Below are 23,913 nucleotides of genomic sequence, written 5' to 3'. Positions count from 1 at the left end.
GTCCCGCCGGCTTCGGTGTGACGCACGCCTCACATTACATCGATGTAATGACAGCCGCAATGAAAAATTGTTAGCGCTCGCAAAGTGACGGGGCTATCTCGATTTCCCGCCTGCCGGGTCAAGGCCGGGAAGGGGATATTTCAAGAGGGGGTACTTTCCCGTTCGACGATCTCGTAGTCCACGGCAACCACCTTCTGGGGGCCTCCCCGGTCGCCCATCCGTTCCGTGAGGAGGCGCAGGGCCTCACTGGCCACGTGGCGCTTGTTAAACGAAACGGTTGTCAGGGACGGAACGGCGTACTGCGCATCTGCGATGTCGTCGAAGCCTGCCACTGCGACATCCTCCGGGACCCTCAGGCCGCGCTTCCACAGGACGCTGAGGGCACCGATGGCCATCGAATCGGTGAAACAGAAGAGGGCATCAGGCACGGGGTGAGAGCCAAGATAGCCTGTCAGCGCGTTGGCCGCGGCATCCGGGCTCCACTTCTCGCAGGGAATGATCAGGGAGTCGTCCCAAGGGATGCCGAGTACCGCCAAAGCAGCCTGGTACCCGCGGGTGCGCAGTATGGCTGCAGCGGAACCCCTGCCCTCCGCGGCGCCGAGGACGGCGATACGGCGCCTGCCCGTCCTCCCCAGTGCCAGGGTCATGTCACGGGCTGCGGCGACACTGTCCACCCACACGCGGTCCGCAAGCTTCTGGGTGACCTCCCCCAGCAGCACCACCGGAGGAAGGGAGACTCCGACCTTGACGGCACTTTCGTCCAGTACCACGGGGTTGAGGATGAGCCCGTCGATCAGGTTGGAGCGGGCACGCGACATCAGTTCGTATTCGCGGGTGGGATCGGATCCCGTCTCCTCGATCTGGACGCTCCACCCCTGTTCGTGGGCCACTTCAACCACGTTGTGCGCGATTTCCGCCGAGTAGGGAGTAGCCAGGTCAGGCAACGCCAGCGCAATGACGCCGGACCTGCCGTTCCGCAGCCCCCGGGCAGACAGATTGGGAACGTAATCCAGCTCCGCCATGGCCTGCTCAACCCTGAGGCGGGTGGGACCACTGACCGGGACGATTCCATTCATGACGTTCGAGACCGTCTTTGGCGAAACCCCTGCCAGGCGCGCTACGTCCTTGACCGTCGCCCGCAACGGCGCCCCCTTGCTCCCCGGTGTGGCTTTTGAACGATGTTACTCTGACCGCCGGCGCGTCAGCGTTCGCGCTGGTGGTCCCCCGCCACTGTTTTGGCGGCCTCCACTTCAAGCATGAGCTTGCCGTCTTCCTCGACCAGCGTGGGCTGGTACACATGCGGCTTGCGTTTGTAGCTCAGGTAGGCGATGCAGCCATTGGCAGACGCCATCTTCTCGAGCATGATTTCGGACCCGGGAACCAGCAGTTCACCCAGGGGGCGGCCCACGGTGTTCTCCTGGCCCGCCTCGTCTCCCAGGGCGCTGGTGTTCCGGTCATGGATCACCTGCGCCACGTTGACCCACCTGCCCCAGACTCCCTTGCCCTCAAGCAGTGACGGCTCCTGGCCGAGCGGCACGGTGGCCGCGAAGTACCGGGTGTCGAACCGTCGGTGCGCAAAGTCGGGGCTGCGCCAGTTGACGAGGGATTTGAGCAGGTCCGTGCGCAAGGACAGGCCACGCTTGCCCAGCACCTGGGCAAGCGTCTTCTCCTGGTCGGCCACCGCTACGCGGGCACGCATCCATTCGGGTGTGGAGGTGGCCTCCACAGTGTTGGACATGTCGGGACCGGCCAGCAGTATTCCCGTTTCCTCAAACAGCTCCCGGACCGCACCCACCACGTGGCGTCGTGCCAGCCCCACGTCGTCGGTCCCCATCTGCTCGGCCCAATGCTGCGGCGACGGACCCAGCCAACCCATGGCGTCGTCGTCGGCCGGGTCCAGGGAACCGCCAGGGAACGCGAGCACGCCCAGCGGCGAGGAGCCGGGCCGGTAACCCAGCCACGTCTCCAGGCCGGTGGGCGAATCACGCAGGAGGACTACGGATGAGGCGTAGCGGGCGGCGCGGGGGGTCCGCTCGCCGTGTTCGAGCCAGCTGTGCGCTGCCCCTTCAAGATCCTGGGGAAGTGCAAAAAGGCGTCGTGCGAGGTGTGGCAAGGGAATAGTCCGGTCTTAGCTGAATTCGGCAATCAGCTCGACCTCAACGGGAGAGTCGAGCGGAAGTACGGCAACGCCGACGGCGGAACGGGCATGCTGCCCGGCGTCACCAAGGACGCGGCCCAGCAGTTCCGAAGCGCCATTGACGACGGCGGGCTGGCCCGTGAACGAAGCATCCGAAGCGACGAATCCAACAACCTTGACGATGCGGGTGATCCGATCCAGGTCCCCGATGACGCTCTTGACGGCGGCGAGGGCGTTGACAGCACAGACGGCAGCGTACTTCTGCGCGTCCTCCGGGGAAACCGTGGGCTCGTCGGCAAACCCTTCGGTACCGGCCGACACCTTGCCCGTAGCTTCGAGTTTGCCGTTAATAAACGGCAGCTGGCCCGAGGTGTAGACATGGCTTCCGGAAACAACGGCGGGAACGTAGGAGGCCACCGGGGCGGCGACCTCCGGAAGGGTGATGCCCAGTTCCGCGAGGCGCTGCTCGACGGCGGATACGGGCGCGGTTGCGGCGCTGGGCTGGGCTTCTGCGGGTGTGCTCATTACTGCTTCTCCCTCTTGAGGTAGGCGACAAGGCCGTTGCCGTCCGGTCCGGGGACTACCTGGACGAGCTCCCAGCCGTCCTCTCCCCACTGGTCCAGGATCTGCTTTGTGGCGTGAATGATGAGCGGAATCGTCGCGTACTCCCATTTGGTCATGAGAGAAAGCGTAGCCGTTGCCGGTAAAGTGGAAAACATGGCGACTCGCAACAACCCCTTATTCGACACTGCCACCACACTGGGTAAAATCCTTCTTTTCCTTGGTGTGAGCGCGATTTGCGGTGTCCTGGTGGCCGGCCTGCTGGTCCCCGCCGCCGCCGTTTCAGGCAGTGCGGCAAGCGGTTCCATTGACTTCTTCGACTCCCTCCCGGCGGAGCTGAAGGTCGATCCGCCGAGCCAGACCACCAGGATCCTGGCGGCGGACGGCAGCGAGATCGCCAGCGTTTACACGGAGAACCGCACCAAGGTCCCGCTGGACCAGATTTCCCCGAACATGAAGAACGCCATCATCGCCGTGGAGGACAGCCGCTTCTACGAGCACGGCGGCGTGGACACCACGGGTATCCTGCGTGCACTGGTCGCCACCGCACGCGGCAACAAGCAGGGTGCTTCAACCATCACGCAGCAGTACGTCAACAACGTCCTCAACGCGAACCTCGCCGCCGCCGGCGAGGAAGACCAGATCAAGCTCAACGGCGTCAACAAGGGCGTGGGCGACAAGCTCCGCGAAATGAAGCTTTCCATCGCCCTTGAAAAGGAGTTCAGCAAGGACCAGATCCTTGAGGGCTACCTGAACATCGTGTTCTTCAACCGTGACGCGTACGGCATCGAAGCCGCTTCCCGCTACTTCTTCAGCACCACCGCCAAGGATCTGACCCTGCCTCAGGCGGCACTCCTTGCCGGCCTGGTGAACAGCCCGTCGGCCTTCGACCCCATCACCAACCCCGAGAAGTCCAAGCAGCGCCGCGACCTGGTGCTGGGGCTGATGAAGGACCAGAAGAAGATCACCCCCGAGGAATACGAGGCTGCCGTCGCAACACCGGTGGAGCCCAAGGTGACCCAGCCCAAGCAGGGTTGCGCCTATGCCGCGTCCGCCCCGTACTTCTGTGACTACGTCCTGCACCTGCTGGAGAACAACCCGGCCTACGGCGCGGACAAAGAGGAACGGCAGCACGTCATCTACGGCGGCGGCCTGACCATCACCACCACCCTGGACCCCAAGGCCCAGGCCACAGCCCAGGAGCAGGCCGATGCCGCTGCCGGAGCCAACCCGGACAAGTGGGGCGCCTCGATGGTGTCGGTGCAACCGGGTACGGGCAAGATCATCTCCATGGCCCAGAACACCTCGTTCCTGGCCGGCGCGGGGGGCTTCAATTCCCAGTTGAACTTCAACGTTGACCAGCTCGACAAGGACGGAAACGACCTCAACGGTGTCGGCGGCTTCCAGCCGGGATCCACCATGAAGCCCTTCACTTTCGCGGAGTGGCTCAATGAGGGCAAGAGCATGAACACCGTGGTCAACGCAGCCCAGCGCGTCTACCCCATCGGCTACCCGTGGAAGAACACCTGCGGGAAGGTCCAGGGTGCTTACAGCACGGCCCAAAAGAACGCACGCCTGGACGCCGCCGATGACCTGCAGAACGCCGAACCGCAGTGGTACAAGCCGTTGACCGTCCTGGAGGGTCTTTACAACTCCATCAACACCGTGACGTTTGCGTCGGCAGCACAACTGGACTTCTGTGGGATCCAGAAAATTGCGGATGCCGTAGGCCTGCACAGCGGCCTCCCGTCTGCGGATGAACCGAACCCCAAGATCAACATGATGACGCTGGGCAACCTGCTGGGGTCCACCCAGACGTCCCCGCTCACCATGGCCAGTGCATTCGCCACCTTCGCGAATGACGGCAAGTACTGCGAACCCATCGCCATCACCTCGGTGGTCGATGCCAGCGGCAAACAGCTTCCGGCGCAGTCGAGCAGCTGCCGCGATGCCATCAAGCCGGAGGTTGCCCGCGGCGTGAACTACGCGCTGCAGGAAGTGTTGAACCGGGGTTCAGGCTCCCTGATCCAGCCCCGCATCTCGACCAAGACCAGCTTCCCGATCGGCGCCAAGACCGGTACATCCAACAACAACGGCTCCACCTGGGTTGTGGGCCACACCACCGGCCTGGCCACCGCTGCCTGGTTTGGTGACCCGTTGGGCAACCAGGGCCGTGCCGGCCAGAACATCACCGTCAACGGCAAGTTCTACCAAGGCATTGACGGCTACATGATCGCCGGCCCCATGTTCTCCAACTACATGGCAAAGGTCGCCCCCGGGTACGGCGCCAATCCGTTCCCGGCTCCGCCGAGCAACATGGTCAACGGGACCACCCGGACCACCACGCCGGCCACGACAGCTCCCCAGGCCACCCAGGCTCCGGCCCCGCAGGTTACCCAGGCTCCCGCGACCCAGGCGCCGGCCCCCGCCCCCACCAGCAATGGCAACGGGAACAATGGAAAGGGCAACGGCTAACCGCGCATGAGCATCGATAGCCTGGCAAGCCGCGCCCGTTCCTTCGGGCGCGGCTTTGCCGTCACTGCCGGCGCCGGAGCTGCAGCCGGGATGGCCGCCTTCGGGTATGGACTGTGGGAAAAGAACCAGTTCGTCCTTCGCGAGGAAACCCTCGCCATCCTGCCACCCGGCAGGGACCCGTTCCGCATCCTGCACCTAAGCGACATCCACTTCGTACCCGGGCAACACAAGAAGGCTGACTGGCTGGGGTCGCTGGCCGGGCTCCGGCCGGACCTGGTGGTCAACACCGGCGACAACCTCAGCCACGCCAAGGCGGTGGATCCCCTGCTGGATGCCTTGAAGCCGCTGCTGCAGTTCCCCGGCGTCTTTGTCCCCGGATCCAACGACTACTTTGCGCCCACGCCGAAAAACCCGGCGTCATATCTGCTCGGACCATCCAAGGCGAAACCCAAACCGGTGGCCCTCGACTGGCCCCGGCTGCGTTCCGGCTTCGGCATGAGCGGTTGGGTGGACCTCACCAACCGGAGCCAGTCCCTGGTCCTCAAGGGCATGCGCTTCGATTTTTCCGGCGTTGACGACCCCCACCTGAACCGGGAACGGTACGCGGGCTGGCCCCGCGGAACCGTAAGCCAGGACGCCAAGGACCACCTCAAGGTTGCTGTCATCCACGCGCCCTACCAGCGGGTGCTGGACCACTTCACGGAAAGCGGCGCGGACCTGCTGCTGGCCGGGCACACGCACGGCGGCCAGCTGTGCATCCCCGGCTACGGCGCCCTGGTGGCCAACTGCGACATCCCCACCTGGCGGGCAAAGGGCCTCCACGACTGGTCCAGCAACGGAAGCACGACGCCGGTCAACGTCTCGGGCGGCATCGGCACCTCGCGCTTCGCCCCGGTCAGGATCGCCTGCAAGCCCGAGGCCGTCCTGCTGACCCTCACCTCCCCCAGCTGAACCGCACGCATTACGGTCCGCAATAACTGGGCAAGCAGCCGCCGGGGCGCCACAATCCCTGTGAATCGTCTCACGCCCATGGCATAGGGTAGTTGCTAGAGGAAACTACATTCGTTTTAGAGCTTGAGAAGCGGGCATGGCCAAGCAGACTCCATTCTTTCGATCCATCAGCCGTCTCTACCCCCACGTCCGGCCCATCATCCCCCGCCTTTTGCTGGGCCTTCTCTGCGCGCTCCTGGCCAGCATCGTGGCGCTGACCATTCCGCAGGTGCTGCGGATCCTGGTCAACACCGCCCTGCAGCCCGGCGGCGCACCGGAAGCAGTCTGGACTTCCGCGGGCGTCATCCTGGTGCTGGGCATCGCCGAGGCCGCCCTCGTGGCCCTGCGCCGGCAATTCGTGATCAACCCCGCAACCTCGGTGGAAACCCGGATGCGGGTTTCCCTCTACGACCACCTGCAGGACCTGGCCGTGTCGTTCCACGACCGGTGGGGTTCAGGCCAGCTGCTGTCCCGGGCCATGACGGACCTGAACTTCCTGCGGCGCTGGATGGCCTTTGGCGCCATCATGCTGGTGGTCACCTCCCTCACCGTGATCATTGGCATCGTCGCGATGTTCGCCATGAGCTGGCAGCTGGCGCTGATCTTCCTGGCCGCGGCGGTTCCCATCACCGTCAACAGCTTCCGGTTCCGGACCCGGTTCAGCAAAGTAGCCCGGCGCAGCCAGGACCAGGCCGGCGACCTTGCCACCACGGTGGAGGAATCCGTCCACGGCATCCGGGTCCTCAAGGCCTTTGGCCGCAGCCGCGAAGCCCTGGAGAACTTCAATGAACAGGCAGAGGAACTGCGCCAGACGGAGATCGCGAAGGCGCGCCACCAGGCAACGTTCACCATGGTGGTCACCCTGCTCCCCGAACTCGCCCTGGGCGCCGGGCTGGTGGTCGGCGTCATGCTCTGCGCCAGCGGCCAGCTGAGCATCGGGTCGCTGGTGGCATTCTTCGCCACGGCCGCAGTCATCGCCTCACCCGTCGAGTTCTCCGGCATGCTGCTGGCCATGGCACTCACCGCCAAGACCGCCGTCGACCGCCATTACGAAGTGATGGACACGCCGAACACCATCACCAGCCCCGCCCAGCCCCGCCACCCGAGCGAACCTGCCGGCGCGCTCCGCTTCAGCGACGCCACATTCGCCTTCGAGGACGCCCCGGACAGGCCCATCCTCAAGGACATCACCCTGGACATCCGGCCCGGTGAGACCATGGCCCTGGTGGGCACCACCGGCAGCGGCAAGAGCGCCCTGATCCAGCTGGTGCCGCGGCTGTACGACGTCACCGGCGGCGCCATCACCATCGACGGTGTGGACATCCGGGACTACGACGTGGCGGAACTGCGCCGGGTCGTGGCGGTGGCTTTCGAGGACACCACGCTCTTTTCCAACTCGGTGCGGGACAACGTCCTGCTCGGCGCGCCGGTGCGCAGCGACGACGTTTTGGATGAAGCCCTCGATGTGGCGCAGGCCCATTTTGCCTATTCCCTGCCCCAGGGCGTGGACACGCTGATCGGCGAGGAGGGCCTGAGCCTGTCCGGAGGCCAGCGCCAGCGCATTGCCTTGGCCCGTGCCATTGCTGCCCGGCCCCGCGTCCTTGTCCTGGACGATCCCCTGTCCGCCCTTGATGTCCACACCGAGGAACTGGTGGAGGCCCGGCTCCGCGAGGTCCTCAAGGACACCACCACCCTGATCGTGGCGCACCGCCCCTCCACCGTGGCCCTGGCAGACCGGGTGGCGCTGCTCGAGGACGGCCGCATCACCGCCGTGGGGACACACTCGCAGCTGCTGGCCGCCAACCACCATTACCGGTATGTCATCGCAAGCCTGGACCGGGAGCCCCGGGACCTGGACTCTGAACTGTCCGCCCTCGAGGACCAGGCAGAGGAAGTGACCCGATGAGCACCGCAACGTTCGGCACCGCCAACGAAGACAACGCCCACCTCAGCAAGAGCGACAGCAGGGCAGTACGACGGCGGTCACTCGCCTTGCTGCGGTCGCTGATCCGACCCGTGCGGGTACGGTTCTGGCTGACCATCACCATGGTGGTCCTGTCCCAGGCTGCCCGTGTGGCCGGCCCGGCGCTGATCGCCTTTGGCATCGACCACGCCCTTCCGGCCCTCCGCTCCGGGGACAACCTGCCCCTGGTGTTCACCGGTGCCGCCTACCTCCTGGCAGCCATAGCGACGGCGGGACTCACCGCCCTGTACGTCACCTCCACCGCGCGGCTCAGCCAGGCCATGCTCCTCGACCTGCGGGTCCGCGTCTTCCGCCACACCCAGCGGCTGAGCCTGGAATTCCACGAAAAGTACACCTCCGGCCGGATCATCGCCCGGCAGACCTCGGACCTGGAGGCACTGCGCGAACTGCTCGATTCAGGGGTCAGCTCGCTTGCCTCGGGCATCCTGTTCATGGCGTTTACCGCCGCCACCATCTTCGCCCTGGACTGGCGGAGCGGCCTGCTGGTGCTGGCCGCGGGGGTGCCCATGTTCTTCCTGTCCCGCTGGTACCAGAAGCACTCGCAGATCGCCTTCCGCGAGTCCCGGGTGGTCTCCGCCCGGCTGATCGTCCACTTCGTGGAAACCATGACCGGAATCCGCGCCGTCAAGGCCTTCCGCAAGGAAAAGGAGAACTCGCAGCGCTACGGACAGCTCGCCGAAGACTACCGCCTGGTCACCGTCCGCTCCATCAACCTCAACGGCATCTTCCAGCCCGGACTGGTCCTGATCGGCAACGTCTGCGTGGCCGTGGTGCTGCTGGTGGGCGGATTCCGGGTACTGGGCGGCAGCCTTGCCGTGGGCGTGCTCCTGGCCCTCATCCTCTCCACCAAGCGGTTCTTCCAGCCCGTGGACCAGATGGCCATGTTCTACAACTCGTTCCAGAGCGCCCAGGCAGCCCTGGAGAAAGTCTCGGGCCTCCTCGAAGAGGTGCCCACCGTCCGGCCGCCGAAGAATCCGGTGCCCCTTCCCGCTGCCACGGGCCGGATCGATTTCAACGCGGTCGAATTCCGCTACGGCGACGACGGACCCCTGGTGGTGCCCCGCCTGGACCTGCATATTCCGGCAGGGCAGACTGTGGCCCTGGTGGGCCAGACGGGAGCGGGAAAGTCCACCCTGGCCAAGCTGATCGCCCGGTTCTATGACGTCACCTCCGGAACGATCACCCTGGATGGCGTGGACCTGCGGGACCTGGCCACCACCGATCTCCGCCGGAACATCGTGATGGTCACCCAGGAAGCCTTCCTGTTCAGTGGCTCGGTGGCGGACAACATCGCCCTGGGCCGGCCGGAGGCATCGCGCGCTGAGATCAAGGAAGCGGCAAAAGCGGTGGGGGCACACGGGTTCATCATGGAGCTTCCCGAGGGTTACGACACCGACGTCAACAAACGCGGCGGCCGCGTGTCCTCCGGCCAGCGGCAGCTGATCAGCTTTGCCAGGGCGTTCCTGGCCCGGCCGGCGGTGCTGATCCTGGACGAAGCCACCTCCTCGCTGGACATCCCGTCCGAACGCCTGGTGCAGGCCGGGCTGGCGCGGCTCCTGGCGGGAACGGAGGCCGCACGACGTACGGCCCTGATCATCGCGCACAGGCTCTCCACGGTGGAGACGGCGGACCGGGTGCTGGTGGTCCACGACGGACGGATTGTGGAGGACGGCACGCCCGGGGAGCTGATCGGTGGCGGCGGACGCTTCGCCGACCTGCACGGGGCATGGAAGGATTCCCTGGTCTGAGCCCGGCCGGGACTCCGGCCGGGCCGGATTTCGCATCGGGGCCGGGAATCGGCTATCCTTGTAAAGTTGCTTTTGCAGCGGATCGGGATGTAGCGCAGCTTGGTAGCGCGCTTCGTTCGGGACGAAGAGGTCGCAGGTTCAAATCCTGTCATCCCGACCAACAGTGAAAGAGGGTCTCCTTGCGGAGGCCCTCTTTTTTCATCCCACCTTTTCATCTCAGTACGGTTACGGCAGCTGCCTTTCACTTAACAGAAACAGCCCCGGAGCTGGTGCTCCGGGGCTGCTTCATCGCCTCCTGTTGATGAGGAAGCTGTTTACATCGGGTCCGGCCAGTTGCCCACGTAGGTGGTGTACGTGGTGTCCGTCGTGTCGGTGGTGCTCTTCTTGCCCTTGACCGGCTTGGACATCGGGTCCGGCCAGTTGCCCACGGCTACCGAGGTACCGCTGTGGTCCGCGAGGGAACCGGCAGACAGCACGGCAGGAGCCGCAGCGGAAAAGGCCAGCGCGCCGGCCATGACGGCCGCAGTTGCGATCTTCTTCAACATAGAAAGGTTCCTCAATACGAGTCGGATTCGTTACAAAGCCAGCACTGTCCTTGTTGACACACATTGTAAAATATTTTCCACAGGGGCTGTCAAGCATTCGGCGGCCCAGCTGTCCGGAAGGAGGAAGCGCCGTGGGCAATGGATTCGGAGAAAAGCTCCGAGCGGAACGCCTTGAGCGTGGACTGACGCAGGCCGAACTGGGCAAGGACCTGTATTCACCAAGCTACATTTCCCTGCTCGAAACCGGCCGGCGTGAACCGACGGCGGAAGTGATTGAGGAACTGGCCCGCAGGCTGGAGCTGGCGCCCAAGGCCCTGGAGGCGTGGAGCCAGCCCATCTCCGTCAGCGACGCGGAGTACGTGCTCGCCGGGCTCTATGCGCGCCAGGCCTGGGACCTCAGGGACTACGAGCTGGCCGCAAGCCACGCTGCCACCGCAGCGAAGATCGCCCTCGAGGGCCGCAACACCAGCGCCTGGTGGAACATGATGTACATGCAGGCGGAATGCCTGATCAAGCAGGGCAACTGGCAGGAATGCCAGCGGATCATGGAGCACCTGCTGGAGCATCCCATGGCCACCGAATCCGCAGGCCTGGCCGTCCGCGCCCGGCAGATGCTCGCCGGCGTCTGCCAGGGACAGGGGCAGCTCAGTGCCGCGGTGGAGCATGCCAGCGAGGCAGTGAAACTATGCTCGCAGCTGCCTAAGGGCTCCACTTTGATTATCGGCGCCTATCGGGCGCTGATCGGTGCCCTCGCCGAAAGCGGCAGGCTGGATGAGGCCTGGAAATACTGCCAGGCAATGATCGACCACGTGGACGAGCTCTCCATGACCCAGCTCGCGGGCGAGGTTGCCTGGGTGGTGGGAAACGTCGCCTTCATGCGCCACGACTACACCGAGGGCGTCAAGCACCACGAACGGGCCGCGCGGCTCCTCTCCCCCGCCAACGACATCGAACTCTGGGCCAGGTTCAACAAGGCCTCCGCGGCGGTGCGCCTTTCCTCCGGGATTGTCGAGCCGGAAACCCTGTCGGCAATCGAGCGCGCCGAACTGGCGCTGTCCATTGTGGGTGGGAACAAGTCAGACCAGCTGGAGGTCGCCTTCATCCGGGCCCGCTGGCTGTACCTGACCGGGGACATCGTGGCCGCCGTCGAAAAGCTCCGCGAAATCCACGCCGAACGCGAGCACCTGGCAAAGCACACGGCCGGGGAGGTGTCCCTGCTCCTGGGCAAATCCCTGAAGGCCGCGGGCGACAACGACGAAGCCCTGGGGCACCTCGAGGAAGCGCAAAAGGCGTTCGCCGCGGCGGGGGCGCAGGACCGGGTCCAGCAGGCCCTGGACGCGATCCTTGAAATCAAGCTGGCCCAAAAACGGGCTGAGGCCGCAGCGAAAGCCAGCTGACAAACCGGTTACCGGAAGCAGGGGACCCGCAGCCGCGGGTCCCCTGCTTCCGTCCGTATGTCAGGAAAACGTGTTTCCCGTGATCTTTTCGTAGGCCTCGACGTAACGGCTGCGGGTGCGCTCCACGACCTCCGCGGGCAGTGCCGGCGGCGGGGTGTCTGAGGCCTTGTCCCAACCGGACTCTGCCGAGGTCAGCCAGTCCCGGACGTACTGCTTGTCGTAGGACGGCTGGGCCTGTCCGGGCTTGTAGGTTGCGGCGTCCCAGAAGCGCGAGGAGTCCGGGGTCAGCACCTCGTCGCCCAGGGTGATGGACCCGGAGACCGCATCGTAGCCAAACTCCACCTTGGTGTCCGCCAGGATGATGCCGCGCTCCCGGGCGATCTTTTCCGCCGTTGTATAGATCTTCAAGGTCAGCTCGCTGAGGCGGGCGGCAATGTCGTCACCCACCAGCGCAACAACGGCGTCATAGGTGATGTTCTCGTCGTGCTCACCCACCAGGGCCTTGGCCGACGGCGTGAAGATGGCACGCTCCAGCCGTGATCCGTCCACCAGCCCCTCAGGCAGCGGAATGTTGCAGACGGTGCCTGAGGCCTTGTATTCCTGCAGTCCGGAACCGGTGAGGTAGCCGCGGGCAATGCATTCCACCGGGAACATGTCCAGCTTCTTGCAGATCATGGCCCGGCCCTCGACCTCGGCCGGCACGCCGTCTTCCACGGTGGACCCCAGGACGTGGTGTTCGACGCCCAGCTGGTCGAACCACCAGAGGCTCAGCTGGGTGAGGATGCGTCCCTTGTCCGGGATTTCGCTGGACAGCACGTGGTCGTAGGCGCTGATCCGGTCGCTGGCCACCACCAGCACGCAGTCCTGGCCCAGGCGCTGCTGGACGGACCCGTCGGCCGGCTCATAGAGGTCGCGGACCTTTCCGGAATAGACGTGCGTCCAGCCGGGCAGGTCCAGGGTCTTGGCAGCGTAGCCGCGGTTTCCTGCTGTTTCACTCATGTTAGGCCTTTGCTTTCACGATGGGCAGCGAACCGGTGGCACCGTAGGGGACCTTGATCTCCCCGCGGGCGGCCTTGCGGGCGATGTCCGTGCGGAACTGGGAGCCGTCCAGCTGCACCAGTTCAACGCCGTCGTATGCCCTTTCGCGCGCCTCCACCAGGTCACTGCCCAGGGCGACGACGGCGAGGACGCGGCCGCCGGCGGAAATTACCTTGCCGTCCTCATCCAGCGCCGTTCCGGCATGGATGACGTGCACGCCTTCCAGGGCTTCGACCTTCTTCAGGCCGCGGATCCGGTCACCGGTGCGCGGTTTGTCCGGGTAGTTTTCGGCAGCAATCACGACGGCGACGGCAGTTTCCTTGGCCCACCGCAGCTCTTCCGCCTTGTCCAGTTCGCCCTTGGCGGCTGCCATCAGGAGCGCACCGAGGGGCGTCTTGAGCCGGGCAAGGACAGCCTGGGTTTCGGGGTCGCCGAAGCGGACGTTGAATTCGATGACCCGGGTGCCGCGCGACGTCAGGGCAAGGCCGACGAACAGGACCCCGACAAACGGGGTGCCGCGCCGGGCCATTTCGTTGACGGTGGGCTGGGCCACCCGGTCCAGGACTTCCTGGACCAGGCCTTCGGGGGCCCATTCCAGTGGCGTGTAGGCGCCCATGCCGCCGGTGTTCGGGCCTTCGTCGTTGTCGAAGATGCGCTTGAAATCCTGGGCGGGGGAGAGCGCCACGGTGTTCTGGCCGTCGCAGAGGACGAACAGCGAAACTTCCGGGCCGTCAAGGAACTCTTCGATGACTACGGAGCCGCCGGCGTCGAAACAGGACTGGGCATGCGCCAGGGCTTCGTCGCGGTCCCTGGTGACCACGACGCCCTTGCCCGCGGCGAGCCCGTCGTCCTTGACGACGTAGGGGGCTCCGAAGGTGTCCAGGGCGGACGCGGCTTCTTCCGCGTTGGCGGCGACCATGGCCATTGCCGTGGGGACGCCGGCTTCCGCCATGACCTCCTTGGCGAACGCCTTTGACGCTTCAAGCTGCGCTGCGGCCTTGCTGGGTCCGAACACGGGAATGCCCGCTTCCCGCACGGCATCGGAGACGCCTGCGGCCAGCGGAGCTTCGGGGCCCACCACCACGAGGTCCACCGCAAGCCGGGTGGCCAGCCCGGCAACCGCTTCGGGATCGTTGCCGTTGATGTTGTAGGTGGGGACCAGCTTGCTGATGCCGGCATTGCCCGGCGCCGCGTGGACCTCGGACACGTTGGGGTCGGCAAGCAGGGAGCGGACAATGGCGTGTTCGCGGCCTCCGGGGCCAATGACGAGTACCTTCACAGTGTCCAAGGGTACTTTGTGCACCCTTCCCGCTCCTAAGCTGTGTCCTTCCCCGGCCGCCGGATCAATCCCTGCTGCCCGCGGCTCCGAACCCTATGCATGACAAAGCTTCGGAACAGGTTTGCAGGCCCCGCTCCCATGGCCGCATTGGCAGGCGTGGTGGCGGCCGCCGTCGTGCTCGCCGTTGCGGAGCTGATCGGGGCATTCTTCACCACGAGGGCGACTCCCCTGTTCGCTTTGGGGTCCACGTTCATTGACTTCACGCCGCCCGGGCTGAAGGACTTCGCCATCGCCACCTTCGGCACCAACGACAAGGCGGCCCTGTTTGTGGGCATGGGCCTGACCATCGCGGTGCTGGCCTGCGTGCTGGGCGTCCTGGCCTACCGCAAGTGGGCCCTGGGCGTCCTGGGCGTGCTGTTCATGGGCGCGGTGATCGTGGCCTGCGTCGTGACCCGCGCCGGAGTCGGACCCGCCGACGCCATCCCTTCGATCCTGGGAACCCTGGCCGGCCTGGTGGTCCTGCGCCGCCTTATGGTGCCGTTGTGGGGTTTGAAGGCGTGGCCGGAAGCCCCGGCAGATACAGCGGCCGACGTCGAAGACATGGTGGGGAGCGACGGCACCAGCCGCCGGCGCTTCTTTACCGCTGCCGGAGTCACGGCAGTGGCCGCCGGGGTGGCCGCCACCGGCGGCCGGCTGCTGGGAGCCGCGCGAAGCAATGTGGCCAAGGCACGCGAGGCACTGCGCCTGCCGTCACCTGCCCAGCCCGCAGCCCCCGTGCCGTCCGGAGTCCAGTCGCCCGTGGCAGGAGTGACGCCGTGGCTCACGCCAAATAACGAGTTCTACCGGATCGACACCGCGCTGAGCGTTCCGGAGATCAACGTTGACGACTGGGAACTGCGTGTCCATGGACTGGTGGAGCAGGAAGTCAGGCTCACCTTCCAGGACCTGCTGGACGCCCGCCTCATCGAATCGCACGTCACCCTCACCTGTGTCTCCAACCCCGTGGGCGGCAACCTGGCCGGAAACGCCAAGTGGCTGGGCCTTCCCATCCGCGAGGTCCTGGCCCGGGCCAAACCCAAAGACGGGGCGGACATGGTGCTCTCCACCTCCATCGACGGCTTTAGCGCCTCCACCCCGCTGGAAGTCCTCCAGGACGACCGGGACGCCATGTTGGCCATCGGCATGAACGGCGAACCGCTCCCGCTGGAGCACGGCTACCCGGTCCGGATGGTGGTCCCGGGGCTGTACGGGTTCGTCTCCGCCACCAAATGGGTGGTGGACCTGGAAGTGACCCGCTTCGCGGACAACAAAGCCTATTGGACCAACCGCGGCTGGTCCGAGCGGGGCCCGATCAAGACCATGGCCAGGGTGGACGTGCCCAAATCCTTCGCGAAGGTACCTGCGGGTAAAGTCGCCGTGGGCGGTACCGCGTGGGCCCAGACCCGGGGCATCACCAAGGTGGAAATCCAGATCGACAACGGCGAGTGGGCCGAGGCCACCCTTTCCACCGAAGCCTCTACGGTCACCTGGCGTCAGTGGTCCTACGAGTGGGATGCCACGCCGGGCCCCCACTACATCAAGGTCCGTGCCACGGACGGCACCGGCGAGGTCCAGACCGACCGGCGTGCCGACCCCGTCCCCGACGGCGCCTCCGGCTGGCAGTCGGTGATGGTCACCGTTCAGTAAGGACCGCTCCTCAGCAGGCGCCACCCTCCTGGCCCCTAGACTGGCACCATGCCGCATAATCCGCATGCCACCTTCACCGTGGACTCCGCCGTCGAACTGGCCGTGATCGAGCGCAGTGGCTTCGTGGAGTCACGGCACGTAGGCTCCGCCGTCCTCCTGTCCGCCGACGGATCGGTGGTGACCGAACTGGGCGACATCAACACCCCCATCTATGCCCGGTCCACCCTGAAACCGTTCCAGGCCCTGGCGTCCATGCAGTCAGGCGTCCCCCTGCGCGGCGCCCAGGTTGCCGTTGCCTGCGGAAGCCACACCGGTTCCCTGGACCACATGGACGTCGTATCCGGGATGTTGAAGGCCGCCGGAGTCCGCGAAGACCAGCTGCAGTGCCCCGAAGCGTGGCCGCAGGACGAGACAGCCCGGAACTGGCTGGTGCGCTCCGAAAAAGGCAAGTCGAAGCTGGCCTGCAACTGCTCCGGCAAGCACGCCGCCTTCCTTTGGGCCTGCACCGAGAACGGGTGGGACACGCACAGCTACCTGGAGCCGAACCACCCGCTGCAGCAGCGGGTCCGGACCGTTATAGAGGAATACACCGGCGGGAAGATCGCGCACCTGGGGATTGACGGCTGCGGCGCGCCCGTGGCGGCTGTTTCCCTTAAAGGCCTGGCCCGCGCTTACTCCCAGCTGGCCAAGGCTCCCGGGGACCAGAGCTTCAGCGCCCGGGCTGCCACCATCGCCACCTCAATGCTCGATTATCCATGGGCCGTCCAGGGCCGCGGCGAAGCCAACACCCTGGTGATGGATGAGCTGGAGATCATTGCCAAGATCGGCGCCGAAGGGGTCCTGGCCATGGCCACGCCGCAGGGCGTTTCGGTGGCCGTCAAGATCCTGGACGGAAATGTGCGCGCCACCTCGCTGGTGGCCCTGACCCTGCTGGCCGCGGCAGGCGCGGTGGACATTCCCGGGGTTGCCGGCGTCCTCGAGCGGGTGGTGGAGCCCGTCCTCGGCGGCGGCCGGCCGGTGGGCAGGATCCGGCTCGGCCCGGCGGTCTCCGCGCTCCTGGACTGAAGCAACCACCGCCGAAAGGAAGACCGGAAACATGGCCGTAGCCCGCCGTCGTATTGATGCCCAGGAAGGCAAGGCAGCACTGAAGGCCTGGCTGGAAGCCGGCCGGCCGCCGTCGGCCACTGCCCTGCCGCGGACTGTCCTGGCCACGGCCGTCAGGTACTCATTGGAGGAGCTGACAGCACGCGCGCCCGGGAACTCCGTGGAGGTCCGGGTGCCGCCGTTTGGCGTCACCCAGTGTGTGGAAGGCCCGCGGCACACGCGCGGCACCCCGCCCAACGTCATCGAATGCGACGCCGCCACCTGGCTTGCGATGGTCACGGGCCAGTTGGACTGGGCGGACGCCGTCGGCGCCGGCAAGGTGGCCGCGTCCGGACTGCGCGCGGACCTGTCGGCCCTGCTGCCGCTCTAGGAAAGCCGACGGGCCCAGGAGGAGTGCCTAGGACAGTTGCCGGGCGGACGGGCCGGCGTCCGCGGTGATGGGCTGCGAAACCCGGTTCTGGAGCCGGGTGGACAGCGCGGCCACGACGGCGAAAGCGAAAGCGCCCACCGCGATGAGAACGCACATCACGGCGACGGTGCCGTAGCCCGTGCTCCGCGGATCGAGGAACGGGTAGGGGTACCAGTCCACGACCGGGCCCCGGATGAGGCTGTAAACCAGGTAAAGCAACGGGAACGAAAGCCACAGCAGCGAGGTCCGGATGGAGATCCTGGTCCTGGGCAGGTCCACCAGCCAGTCGATCACCATGACGGTGGGCACCGTGTAGTGCAGCACCACGTTGACCCACGGAATGGGCGTGTTCACATCCACATCGCTCAGCAGCAGGCTGTAGGTGATCCCGGTGACGGTCATGTAGACCGTGGCAGCGCCGCGGAGGAGTTCCAGCCACCGCGGGCTCTCCCCCTGCCACGCGAACCAGCCCGCGATTCCCAGGGTTACGAAGGCAATGATGTTGGATTCGATCGTGAAGTAGCTGAAGTAGTTGCCGGCCTTGGCGCCGGGGACGTTCTGCATGAGGTGCAGGAATTGGAACAGCACCGCGGCAAAGCCCAGCAGTGCGAACCAGAAGCGGAAAAGGGCCAGTCCCCGGTTTGCGGTCATGAGCTGATCCTAGGCCCTGCCGGGGCCGCCGCCGCGCCTGGCCTCCCGACGTGCCTGGCCGCGGCCGATGAAGGGCATCCCGGCGTGCCTAGCCGCGGCCGATGAAGGGCATCCCGGCCGCGGTGACCACCACGGATCCCACGCTGGCCGTTGGCGGCATGTTGGCCATCATCAGCACGGCGCGCGCCGCATCCGCCACCGGGAACATCGGCTCCACCTTGCGGCTGCCGTCCGCCTGGAGCGCCCCGGAACCGACTCCGATGGTGTCCATGATCTCCGTGGCCGTGTTGCCGATATCGATCTGCCCGCAGGTGATGCCAAAGCCGCGGCCATCCAGTTCAATGCTCTTGGTCAGCCCGGTCATGGCGTGCTTGGTCACGGTGTAGGCCACCGTCCTGGGCCGGGGGGAATGGGCCGAGATGGAGCCGTTGTTGATGATCCGGCCCCCCTGGGGTTCCTGCGCCTTCATGGTCCGGACAGCAGCCGCGGCGCACAGCATTGACCCGGTAAGGTTCACGGCCACGGTAGCGTTCCAGTCCGCCACGCTGATCTCGTCCACCGCTGCCGCGGGGCCAAACACCCCGGCGTTGTTGAACAGCACATCCACCCGCCCCCACTCGTGGCGGACGGCCTCGAAAAGCCGCCCGACGTCGTCGGGCCGGGTGACATCGCAAGGCACCACCAAGGCGTCCGGGCTGCCGTCCGCCGTCTCCTTCAACTGCGCTTCCCGCCGGCCGGCAAGGGCCACCCGGTAGCCGTCAGCCAGCATCTGCCGGGCCACCTCCCGGCCAATGCCGGATCCGGCCCCGGTGACGACGGCGACCCGTGCGGTGGGGAGGGAAGTGTTCATGCGTTCTCCTGGGTTAAAGCTGGGCCGGCACGGCCGGCGTGTTCAGCGGCCAGCCTATGACGGTCTTGGGCCGTGGGGCAGCAAAGGTCCGTACCTTGGAGGTGGACAGGCGCATCCGCACCAGGGATTCGGCGATGGTCACTGCAGAGGCTACGCCGTCCACCACGGGAACGCCGGCCCGCTGCCTGATCTGCTCGTCCAGGCCGGCCATGCCACCGCAGCCCAGCACAATCACTTCGGCTTTATCCTGGCTGACGGCCAGCATTGCCTGGTTGACGATGGCCTCCACGGCACGCTCGGGCTCCTCCTCGAGCTCGAGCACGGCCATCCCGCTGGCCCGCACGGAAGCGCACCTGGCCTCCAGGCCGGCCAGCTTCAGGCGGTCTTCGATGAGCGGAACCGTGCGGTCCAGGGTGGTGACCACCGAGTACTTGTGGCCGAGGAACATGGCGGTGCTGGCGGCGGCTTCGGTGATGTCCACCACCGGTACGTCCAGCAGTTCCTGGAGACCTTCCCTGCCGTGTTCGCCATAGCCGGCCTGGATCATGGCGTCGAACGTGTCCGGGAATGAGGTCACGGCGTCCATGACGGCGATGGCTGCTAAATAGCTCTCGAAGTTGCCTTCGCAGGAGTCGGCGCCGAACCTCGGGGTGATGCCGACGATTTCCGTGCCCGGCGCGGCCACGCTGCGCGCGGACGCCGCGATGGACTCGGTCATGGACTGCGTGGTGTTGACGTTTGCGACGAGTATGCGCATGGGAAAATCCTTTGTCCGGCGGGTTGCCGGGGTTCCTTGCGGGGTGGGATGGGCGGGGTCAGTGGGTGCTGACGACGGCGATTGCCTCGCCGTCCCGGTCGACCAGCCTTTGGTTCCGGTCGGCAATGAAGAAATAGAGCGCCGCGGCAATGCCCGCCGCGAAGAACCAGGCGAAGGGGGCCGCGGATGCCAGCGCCGGCACGAAGGCAATCACCAGGGCGAGGACTGCGGCCGGCACCATGGCGATGATCGCGCGGGGGTTGACGCCCTTCCGGTAGAAGTACGCTCCCTCCGGCGAGGCCGTGTAGAGCTCCGGCACGTTGACCTTGCCGCGGCGGATCAGCCAGTAGTCAGCCATGACGACGCCGAACAGCGGGCCGAGCAACGCGCCGAGGCCGCCGAGGAAGTACACGATGACCAGCGGGTTGTTGTAGAGGTTCCACGGCAGGATCACCAGGCCGATGGTGGCCGAGACCATGGCCGCCCTGCGGAAGTTCAACCGCCGCGGGAACAGGTTGGTGAGTGCGTAGACGGGGGCCACGAAGTTGGCCATGAGGTTCACGGCAATGGTCAGGATCAGCAGGGCCAGGCAGGCGAGGACCAGGAACAGCGTGTTCGGAATGGTCTGGACGATGTCCGAGGGGCTCTTGATGATCGTGCCGTTGATCTTGAACTGGCCGCCGGCCATGACAACGACGATGGCGCCGAACACCAGCATGTTGATGGGGATGCCCCAAAAATTGCCGCGGACCACTGCCTTCTTCGAGACCGCTGAGCGGGTGAAGTCGCAGAAGTTCAGGACAAACGTGCCGTAGATGGACACCCAGAGGGCACCGCCCGCGAAGATGGTCAGCCACATTTCCGGCCCTTCCAGGGCCTTGTTGGAGGACCAGGCGATGCTTCCCCCGGCTTCCACAAAGATCCAGATGGCCATTGCAGCCATGGTGGCCAGGATGACAGGGCCGGCGAAGGCCTCGTACTTGCGGATCATTTCCATGCCGAAGCTGACGATGACCAACTGGACCACCCAGAGGGCAACGAAGGCCATCCATCCCAGCGTGGAGAGGCCCAGGATGGAGTCCTGGTCCAGGTCGTGGAGGCCCGGGAACATCGCGACGAGCATGACGCGGAAAACGACGGAGGCAAGGTAGGTCTGGATGCCGAACCAGGCCACGGCCACTGCGCCGCGGAGAAGGCTGGCGATCTGGGCGCCCCTGATGCCGAAGCTGATGCGGCTCATCACCGGAAAGGGGACACCGGTCTTGACGCCCATGAAGCCGGAAAGGGTCAGGAGGCCGAACAGGAGCGCAGCACCGATGCCGAGCGCCATGAGGATCTGCCACCCGCCCAGGCCAAGGGCGAAGAGTCCGATGGCGAAGGCATAGTTGCCTAGGCTGTGCACATCATTGGCCCACAACGTGAAGATACTGTAGCTGGTCCAGCTGCGGCCGGCCCGCTTGGTGGGGGCAAGGTCCACGTTGTAGAGGGATGGGCTGATGCTTGTGCCTGAGACGGCACTCGCCGATTCGCACAGGGCTTCGACACTGCCGGAGGCGTGGGCGGAACCGGCTGACGGCGTTGTCAGGTCCGTGTCCGCGGCAACGGCCGCCGATGGAGGGGTTTGCATAAAGGTCTCAATTCATTGGGGATTCCGCGTGGTGAGGCCACCCAAGGGGCGTTTCTGTTATTCCACATTGCGGAATCAAGATATTGAATAGTGAAATAATGGTATGACCTGCGTCACTGGGGGTCAAGCAGGAGCGGATTGGCTTGGCAGTCACAAACGGTTTCCTAATGCCCTCGGCCTGCCGTGCCGGGCGTGCGGCCGACATCACATTGACCGCACCGCCGACTCTCACTAATCTCGTCTAGCAATAATGTTTTCTCATATTGCGAAAACATAAGCCGATGCGTTCAAAGATGAGAAGAGGCTGACGTGGCTGCAGGAGAAGATACCTCCCATATCCTCAGCGGGTTGACTAACCAGCTGCCTGATCGTGATCCGGAAGAGACTGCCGAGTGGGTTGAGTCCCTGGATGCGTTGATCAGGGAACAGGGCACCGAGCGTGCCCAATACATCATGCGGAGCCTGCTGCAGCGCGCCGGCGCGCAGAGCGTGGGTGTGCCGATGGTGACCACCACCGATTACGTGAACACGATCCCGGTGGACCAGGAAGCGGAATTCCCGGGCAACGAGGAGTACGAGCGCCGGTACCGGGCCTACATGCGGTGGAACGCCGCGGTCATGGTGCACCGGGCGCAGCGGCCCGATATCGGCGTCGGCGGGCACATCTCCACTTATGCCGGTGCCGCGACCCTGTACGAGGTCGGGTTCAACCACTTCTTCCGCGGCAAGGACCACCCCGGCGGCGGGGACCAGGTCTTCTTCCAGGGCCACGCCTCCCCCGGGATGTACGCCCGGGCGTTCATGGAAGGCCGGCTCTCGGAGGAGGACCTGGACGGGTTCCGGCAGGAAAAGTCCCGCGCCGGGCACGCCCTGTCCTCCTACCCGCACCCGCGGCTGATGCCGCAGTTCTGGGAATTCCCCACCGTGTCCATGGGCATCGGGCCGATGAACGCGATCTACCAGGCGCAGAACAACCGCTACCTGCACAACCGGGGCCTGAAAGACACCTCGGACCAGCAGGTCTGGGCGTTCCTGGGCGACGGCGAAATGGACGAGCCCGAATCCCGTGGCCTGCTCCAGCTCGCCGCGAACGAGAACCTGGACAACCTGAACTTCGTGATCAACTGCAACCTCCAGCGCCTGGACGGGCCGGTGCGCGGCAACGGCAAGATCATGCAGGAACTCGAAGCGTTCTTCCGCGGCGCGGGCTGGAACGTGATCAAGGTCGTCTGGGGCCGGGAATGGGATGACCTGCTCACCCGTGACACCGACGGGTCCCTGGTGAAGATCATGAACGAGACCGTGGACGGGGACTACCAGACCTACAAGGCCGAATCCGGCGGGTTCGTCCGCGAACACTTCTTCGGCAAGACCCCGCAGACCAAGGACCTCGTCGCGGACCTCACCGATGACCAGATCTGGAACCTCAAACGCGGCGGCCACGACTACCGCAAGGTCTACGCCGCCTACAAGGCAGCCACCGAATTCAAGGGCAAACCCACCGTCATCCTCGCCCACACCGTCAAGGGCTACGGCCTCGGACCACGGTTTGAAGGCCGGAACGCGACCCACCAGATGAAGAAGCTGACGGTCGAAGACCTCAAGGACTTCCGGGATTACCTGCGCATTCCCATTTCTGATGAACAACTCGATGCCGATCCGTACCGGCCGCCCTACTTCCACCCGGGATTTGATGCGCCCGAGATTGCGTACCTCCTTGAACGCCGAAGGGCCCTCGGAGGGTCCGTTCCTGAACGGCGTTCCGGGCATCAGGCCGTTGAACTGCCGGACGCGAAGTCCTACGAGGTGGCCAAGCGCGGGTCGGGGAAGCAGCAGGCCGCCACCACCATGGCATTCGTCAGGCTGCTCAAGGATTTGCTTCGCGACAAGAAGTTCGGGAACCGGATTGTGCCCATCGTGCCGGACGAGTCACGCACGTTCGGCATGGACGCGTTCTTCCCGACGGCGAAGATCTACAACCCGAAGGGGCAGAATTACCTGTCCGTGGACCGGGACCTGGTCCTGGCCTACAAGGAATCCCCCGCAGGCCAACTGATCCACCCGGGCATCAACGAAGCCGGCGCCGTGGCAGCCTTCACCGCCGCCGGCACCTCCTACGCCACCCACGGCATCCCCCTGGTCCCGGTCTACGTGTTCTACTCCATGTTCGGCTTCCAGCGCACCGGCGACGCCTTCTGGGCAGCAGCAGACCAAATGACCCGCGGCTTCATCATCGGCGCCACCGCAGGCAGGACCACCCTCACCGGCGAAGGCCTCCAGCACGCCGACGGCCACTCCCCCCTGCTCGCCGCCACCAACCCCGCGGTCATCACCTACGACCCCGCCTACGGCTACGAAATCGGCCACATCATGCGCTCCGGCCTGGAACGCATGTACGGACCCGACTCGGACGACCAGAACGTCATGTACTACCTCACCGTGTACAACGAACCCATCGTCCAGCCCGCCGAACCCGAGAACCTCGACGTCGAAGGCCTCATCAAGGGCATCTACCTGCTCGCCCCCGCAAAGATCGACGGTCCCCGCGCCCAGATCCTCGCCTCCGGCGTCTCCGTGCCCTGGGCCCTGGACGCCCAGCGCATCCTCGCCGACGACTGGAACGTCTCCGCCGACGTCTGGTCCGTCACCTCCTGGAACGAACTGCGCCGCGACGG

General features: G+C 65.6%; 20 protein-coding genes and 1 tRNA gene. 10 read left to right on the top strand and 11 right to left on the bottom strand.

The features are described from left to right. Nucleotides 1–140 precede the first annotated feature (140 nt). Genes PUN71_RS00105 through sp36 form a run of 4 tightly spaced genes read right to left on the bottom strand, consistent with a single transcriptional unit; the run spans nucleotide 141 to nucleotide 2,817 of the window. The gene (locus PUN71_RS00105; protein ID WP_043452472.1) at nucleotides 141–1,142 is read right to left on the bottom strand and encodes a LacI family DNA-binding transcriptional regulator; all 1,002 of its coding nucleotides are present in this window, start codon (nucleotides 1,140–1,142) and stop codon (nucleotides 141–143) included. Nucleotides 1,143–1,201: 59 nt separating this feature from the next. Then, a complete protein-coding gene (locus tag PUN71_RS00100) occupies nucleotides 1,202–2,113 on the bottom strand; it encodes an NUDIX hydrolase (RefSeq protein WP_277796885.1) in 912 nt (303 codons plus the stop codon). A 15-nt stretch (nucleotides 2,114–2,128) separates the two neighbouring features. After that, nucleotides 2,129–2,662 (bottom strand): RidA family protein, encoded by a 534-nt coding sequence (locus tag PUN71_RS00095; protein WP_277796884.1) that lies wholly within the window; start codon nucleotides 2,660–2,662, stop codon nucleotides 2,129–2,131. Continuing rightward, nucleotides 2,662–2,817 carry a Sp36 family protein gene (gene sp36 / locus PUN71_RS00090; protein ID WP_009359196.1) on the bottom strand — a complete coding sequence of 52 codons (156 nt, stop codon included), beginning with the start codon at nucleotides 2,815–2,817 and terminating at the stop codon, nucleotides 2,662–2,664. Before sp36 ends, PUN71_RS00095 begins: the two co-directional genes overlap by 1 nt. Before the next feature lie 37 nt (nucleotides 2,818–2,854). On the opposite strand from sp36, the gene PUN71_RS00085 reads away from it, so the two are divergent. The 5 genes from PUN71_RS00085 to PUN71_RS00065 all read left to right on the top strand — a co-directional run bounded on the left by PUN71_RS00085 (nucleotide 2,855) and on the right by PUN71_RS00065 (nucleotide 10,055). Beyond that, the gene (locus PUN71_RS00085; protein ID WP_043452478.1) at nucleotides 2,855–5,173 is read left to right on the top strand and encodes a transglycosylase domain-containing protein; all 2,319 of its coding nucleotides are present in this window, start codon (nucleotides 2,855–2,857) and stop codon (nucleotides 5,171–5,173) included. Nucleotides 5,174–5,179: 6 nt separating this feature from the next. Then, on the top strand, nucleotides 5,180–6,124 hold the full coding sequence (locus tag PUN71_RS00080) for a metallophosphoesterase (RefSeq protein ID WP_277796883.1): 945 nt from the start codon (nucleotides 5,180–5,182) through the stop codon (nucleotides 6,122–6,124). 136 nt (nucleotides 6,125–6,260) lie between these two features. After that, on the top strand, nucleotides 6,261–8,069 hold the full coding sequence (locus PUN71_RS00075) for an ABC transporter ATP-binding protein (RefSeq protein ID WP_277796882.1): 1,809 nt from the start codon (nucleotides 6,261–6,263) through the stop codon (nucleotides 8,067–8,069). Further along, nucleotides 8,066–9,895, top strand: coding sequence for an ABC transporter ATP-binding protein (locus tag PUN71_RS00070; RefSeq protein WP_277796881.1), 1,830 nt, complete (start codon nucleotides 8,066–8,068; stop codon nucleotides 9,893–9,895). The genes PUN71_RS00075 and PUN71_RS00070 overlap by 4 nt, the downstream gene beginning before the upstream one ends. An 83-nt stretch (nucleotides 9,896–9,978) precedes the next feature. Beyond that, nucleotides 9,979–10,055 (top strand) — tRNA-Pro (locus PUN71_RS00065). A gap of 154 nt (nucleotides 10,056–10,209) precedes the next feature. On the opposite strand, the gene PUN71_RS00060 is transcribed toward PUN71_RS00065, so the two are convergent. Then, nucleotides 10,210–10,440 (bottom strand): hypothetical protein, encoded by a 231-nt coding sequence (locus PUN71_RS00060; protein WP_043452485.1) that lies wholly within the window; start codon nucleotides 10,438–10,440, stop codon nucleotides 10,210–10,212. Nucleotides 10,441–10,571: 131 nt separating this feature from the next. Between PUN71_RS00060 and PUN71_RS00055 the strand changes: the two genes are divergently transcribed. Then, a complete protein-coding gene (locus tag PUN71_RS00055) occupies nucleotides 10,572–11,837 on the top strand; it encodes a helix-turn-helix domain-containing protein (RefSeq protein WP_043452488.1) in 1,266 nt (421 codons plus the stop codon). Nucleotides 11,838–11,897: 60 nt separating this feature from the next. On the opposite strand, the gene PUN71_RS00050 is transcribed toward PUN71_RS00055, so the two are convergent. Both PUN71_RS00050 and purD read right to left on the bottom strand, forming a co-directional pair. Continuing rightward, entirely contained in the window at nucleotides 11,898–12,836 is a 939-nt protein-coding gene (locus PUN71_RS00050; RefSeq protein WP_277796880.1) for a phosphoribosylaminoimidazolesuccinocarboxamide synthase, read from the bottom strand. A 1-nt stretch (nucleotide 12,837) separates the two neighbouring features. Further along, on the bottom strand, nucleotides 12,838–14,154 hold the full coding sequence (purD, locus tag PUN71_RS00045; protein WP_277797275.1) for a phosphoribosylamine--glycine ligase: 1,317 nt from the start codon (nucleotides 14,152–14,154) through the stop codon (nucleotides 12,838–12,840). Between the two features lie 99 nt (nucleotides 14,155–14,253). Here purD and PUN71_RS00040 point away from each other — a divergent pair, with 99 nt between their 5' ends. From PUN71_RS00040 to PUN71_RS00030, 3 genes are read left to right on the top strand one after another with little or no spacing between them, the layout of a single operon-like run. Next, nucleotides 14,254–15,840 carry a molybdopterin-dependent oxidoreductase gene (locus tag PUN71_RS00040; protein ID WP_277796879.1) on the top strand — a complete coding sequence of 529 codons (1,587 nt, stop codon included), beginning with the start codon at nucleotides 14,254–14,256 and terminating at the stop codon, nucleotides 15,838–15,840. Nucleotides 15,841–15,888: 48 nt separating this feature from the next. Continuing rightward, a complete protein-coding gene (locus PUN71_RS00035; RefSeq protein ID WP_277796878.1) occupies nucleotides 15,889–16,905 on the top strand; it encodes an asparaginase in 1,017 nt (338 codons plus the stop codon). Nucleotides 16,906–16,936: 31 nt separating this feature from the next. Further along, nucleotides 16,937–17,314: a sterol carrier family protein gene (locus PUN71_RS00030; RefSeq protein ID WP_277796877.1), complete on the top strand. Its 378-nt coding sequence runs from the start codon at nucleotides 16,937–16,939 to the stop codon at nucleotides 17,312–17,314. Nucleotides 17,315–17,341: 27 nt separating this feature from the next. On the opposite strand, the gene PUN71_RS00025 is transcribed toward PUN71_RS00030, so the two are convergent. The 4 genes from PUN71_RS00025 to PUN71_RS00010 form a co-directional block, all read right to left on the bottom strand. Further along, complete coding sequence (locus tag PUN71_RS00025; RefSeq protein ID WP_277796876.1) at nucleotides 17,342–18,004, bottom strand: Pr6Pr family membrane protein; 663 nt, start codon at nucleotides 18,002–18,004, stop codon at nucleotides 17,342–17,344. An 88-nt stretch (nucleotides 18,005–18,092) separates the two neighbouring features. After that, nucleotides 18,093–18,854 (bottom strand): SDR family oxidoreductase, encoded by a 762-nt coding sequence (locus tag PUN71_RS00020; protein ID WP_277796875.1) that lies wholly within the window; start codon nucleotides 18,852–18,854, stop codon nucleotides 18,093–18,095. A 13-nt stretch (nucleotides 18,855–18,867) separates the two neighbouring features. After that, nucleotides 18,868–19,611, bottom strand: coding sequence for an aspartate/glutamate racemase family protein (locus PUN71_RS00015; RefSeq protein ID WP_277796874.1), 744 nt, complete (start codon nucleotides 19,609–19,611; stop codon nucleotides 18,868–18,870). 58 nt (nucleotides 19,612–19,669) lie between these two features. Further along, the gene (locus PUN71_RS00010) at nucleotides 19,670–21,238 is read right to left on the bottom strand and encodes an NCS1 family nucleobase:cation symporter-1 (protein WP_277796873.1); all 1,569 of its coding nucleotides are present in this window, start codon (nucleotides 21,236–21,238) and stop codon (nucleotides 19,670–19,672) included. 309 nt (nucleotides 21,239–21,547) lie between these two features. On the opposite strand from PUN71_RS00010, the gene aceE reads away from it, so the two are divergent. Continuing rightward, on the top strand, nucleotides 21,548–23,913 hold a 2,366-nt coding region (gene aceE, locus PUN71_RS00005; RefSeq protein ID WP_277796872.1), incomplete at its 3' end, for a pyruvate dehydrogenase (acetyl-transferring), homodimeric type.

This window comes from Arthrobacter sp. NQ7 (assembly GCF_029581595.2).
Lineage (GTDB): Bacteria > Actinomycetota > Actinomycetes > Actinomycetales > Micrococcaceae > Arthrobacter > Arthrobacter phenanthrenivorans_B.
This window is presented reverse-complemented; position numbering and strand designations above follow the sequence as displayed.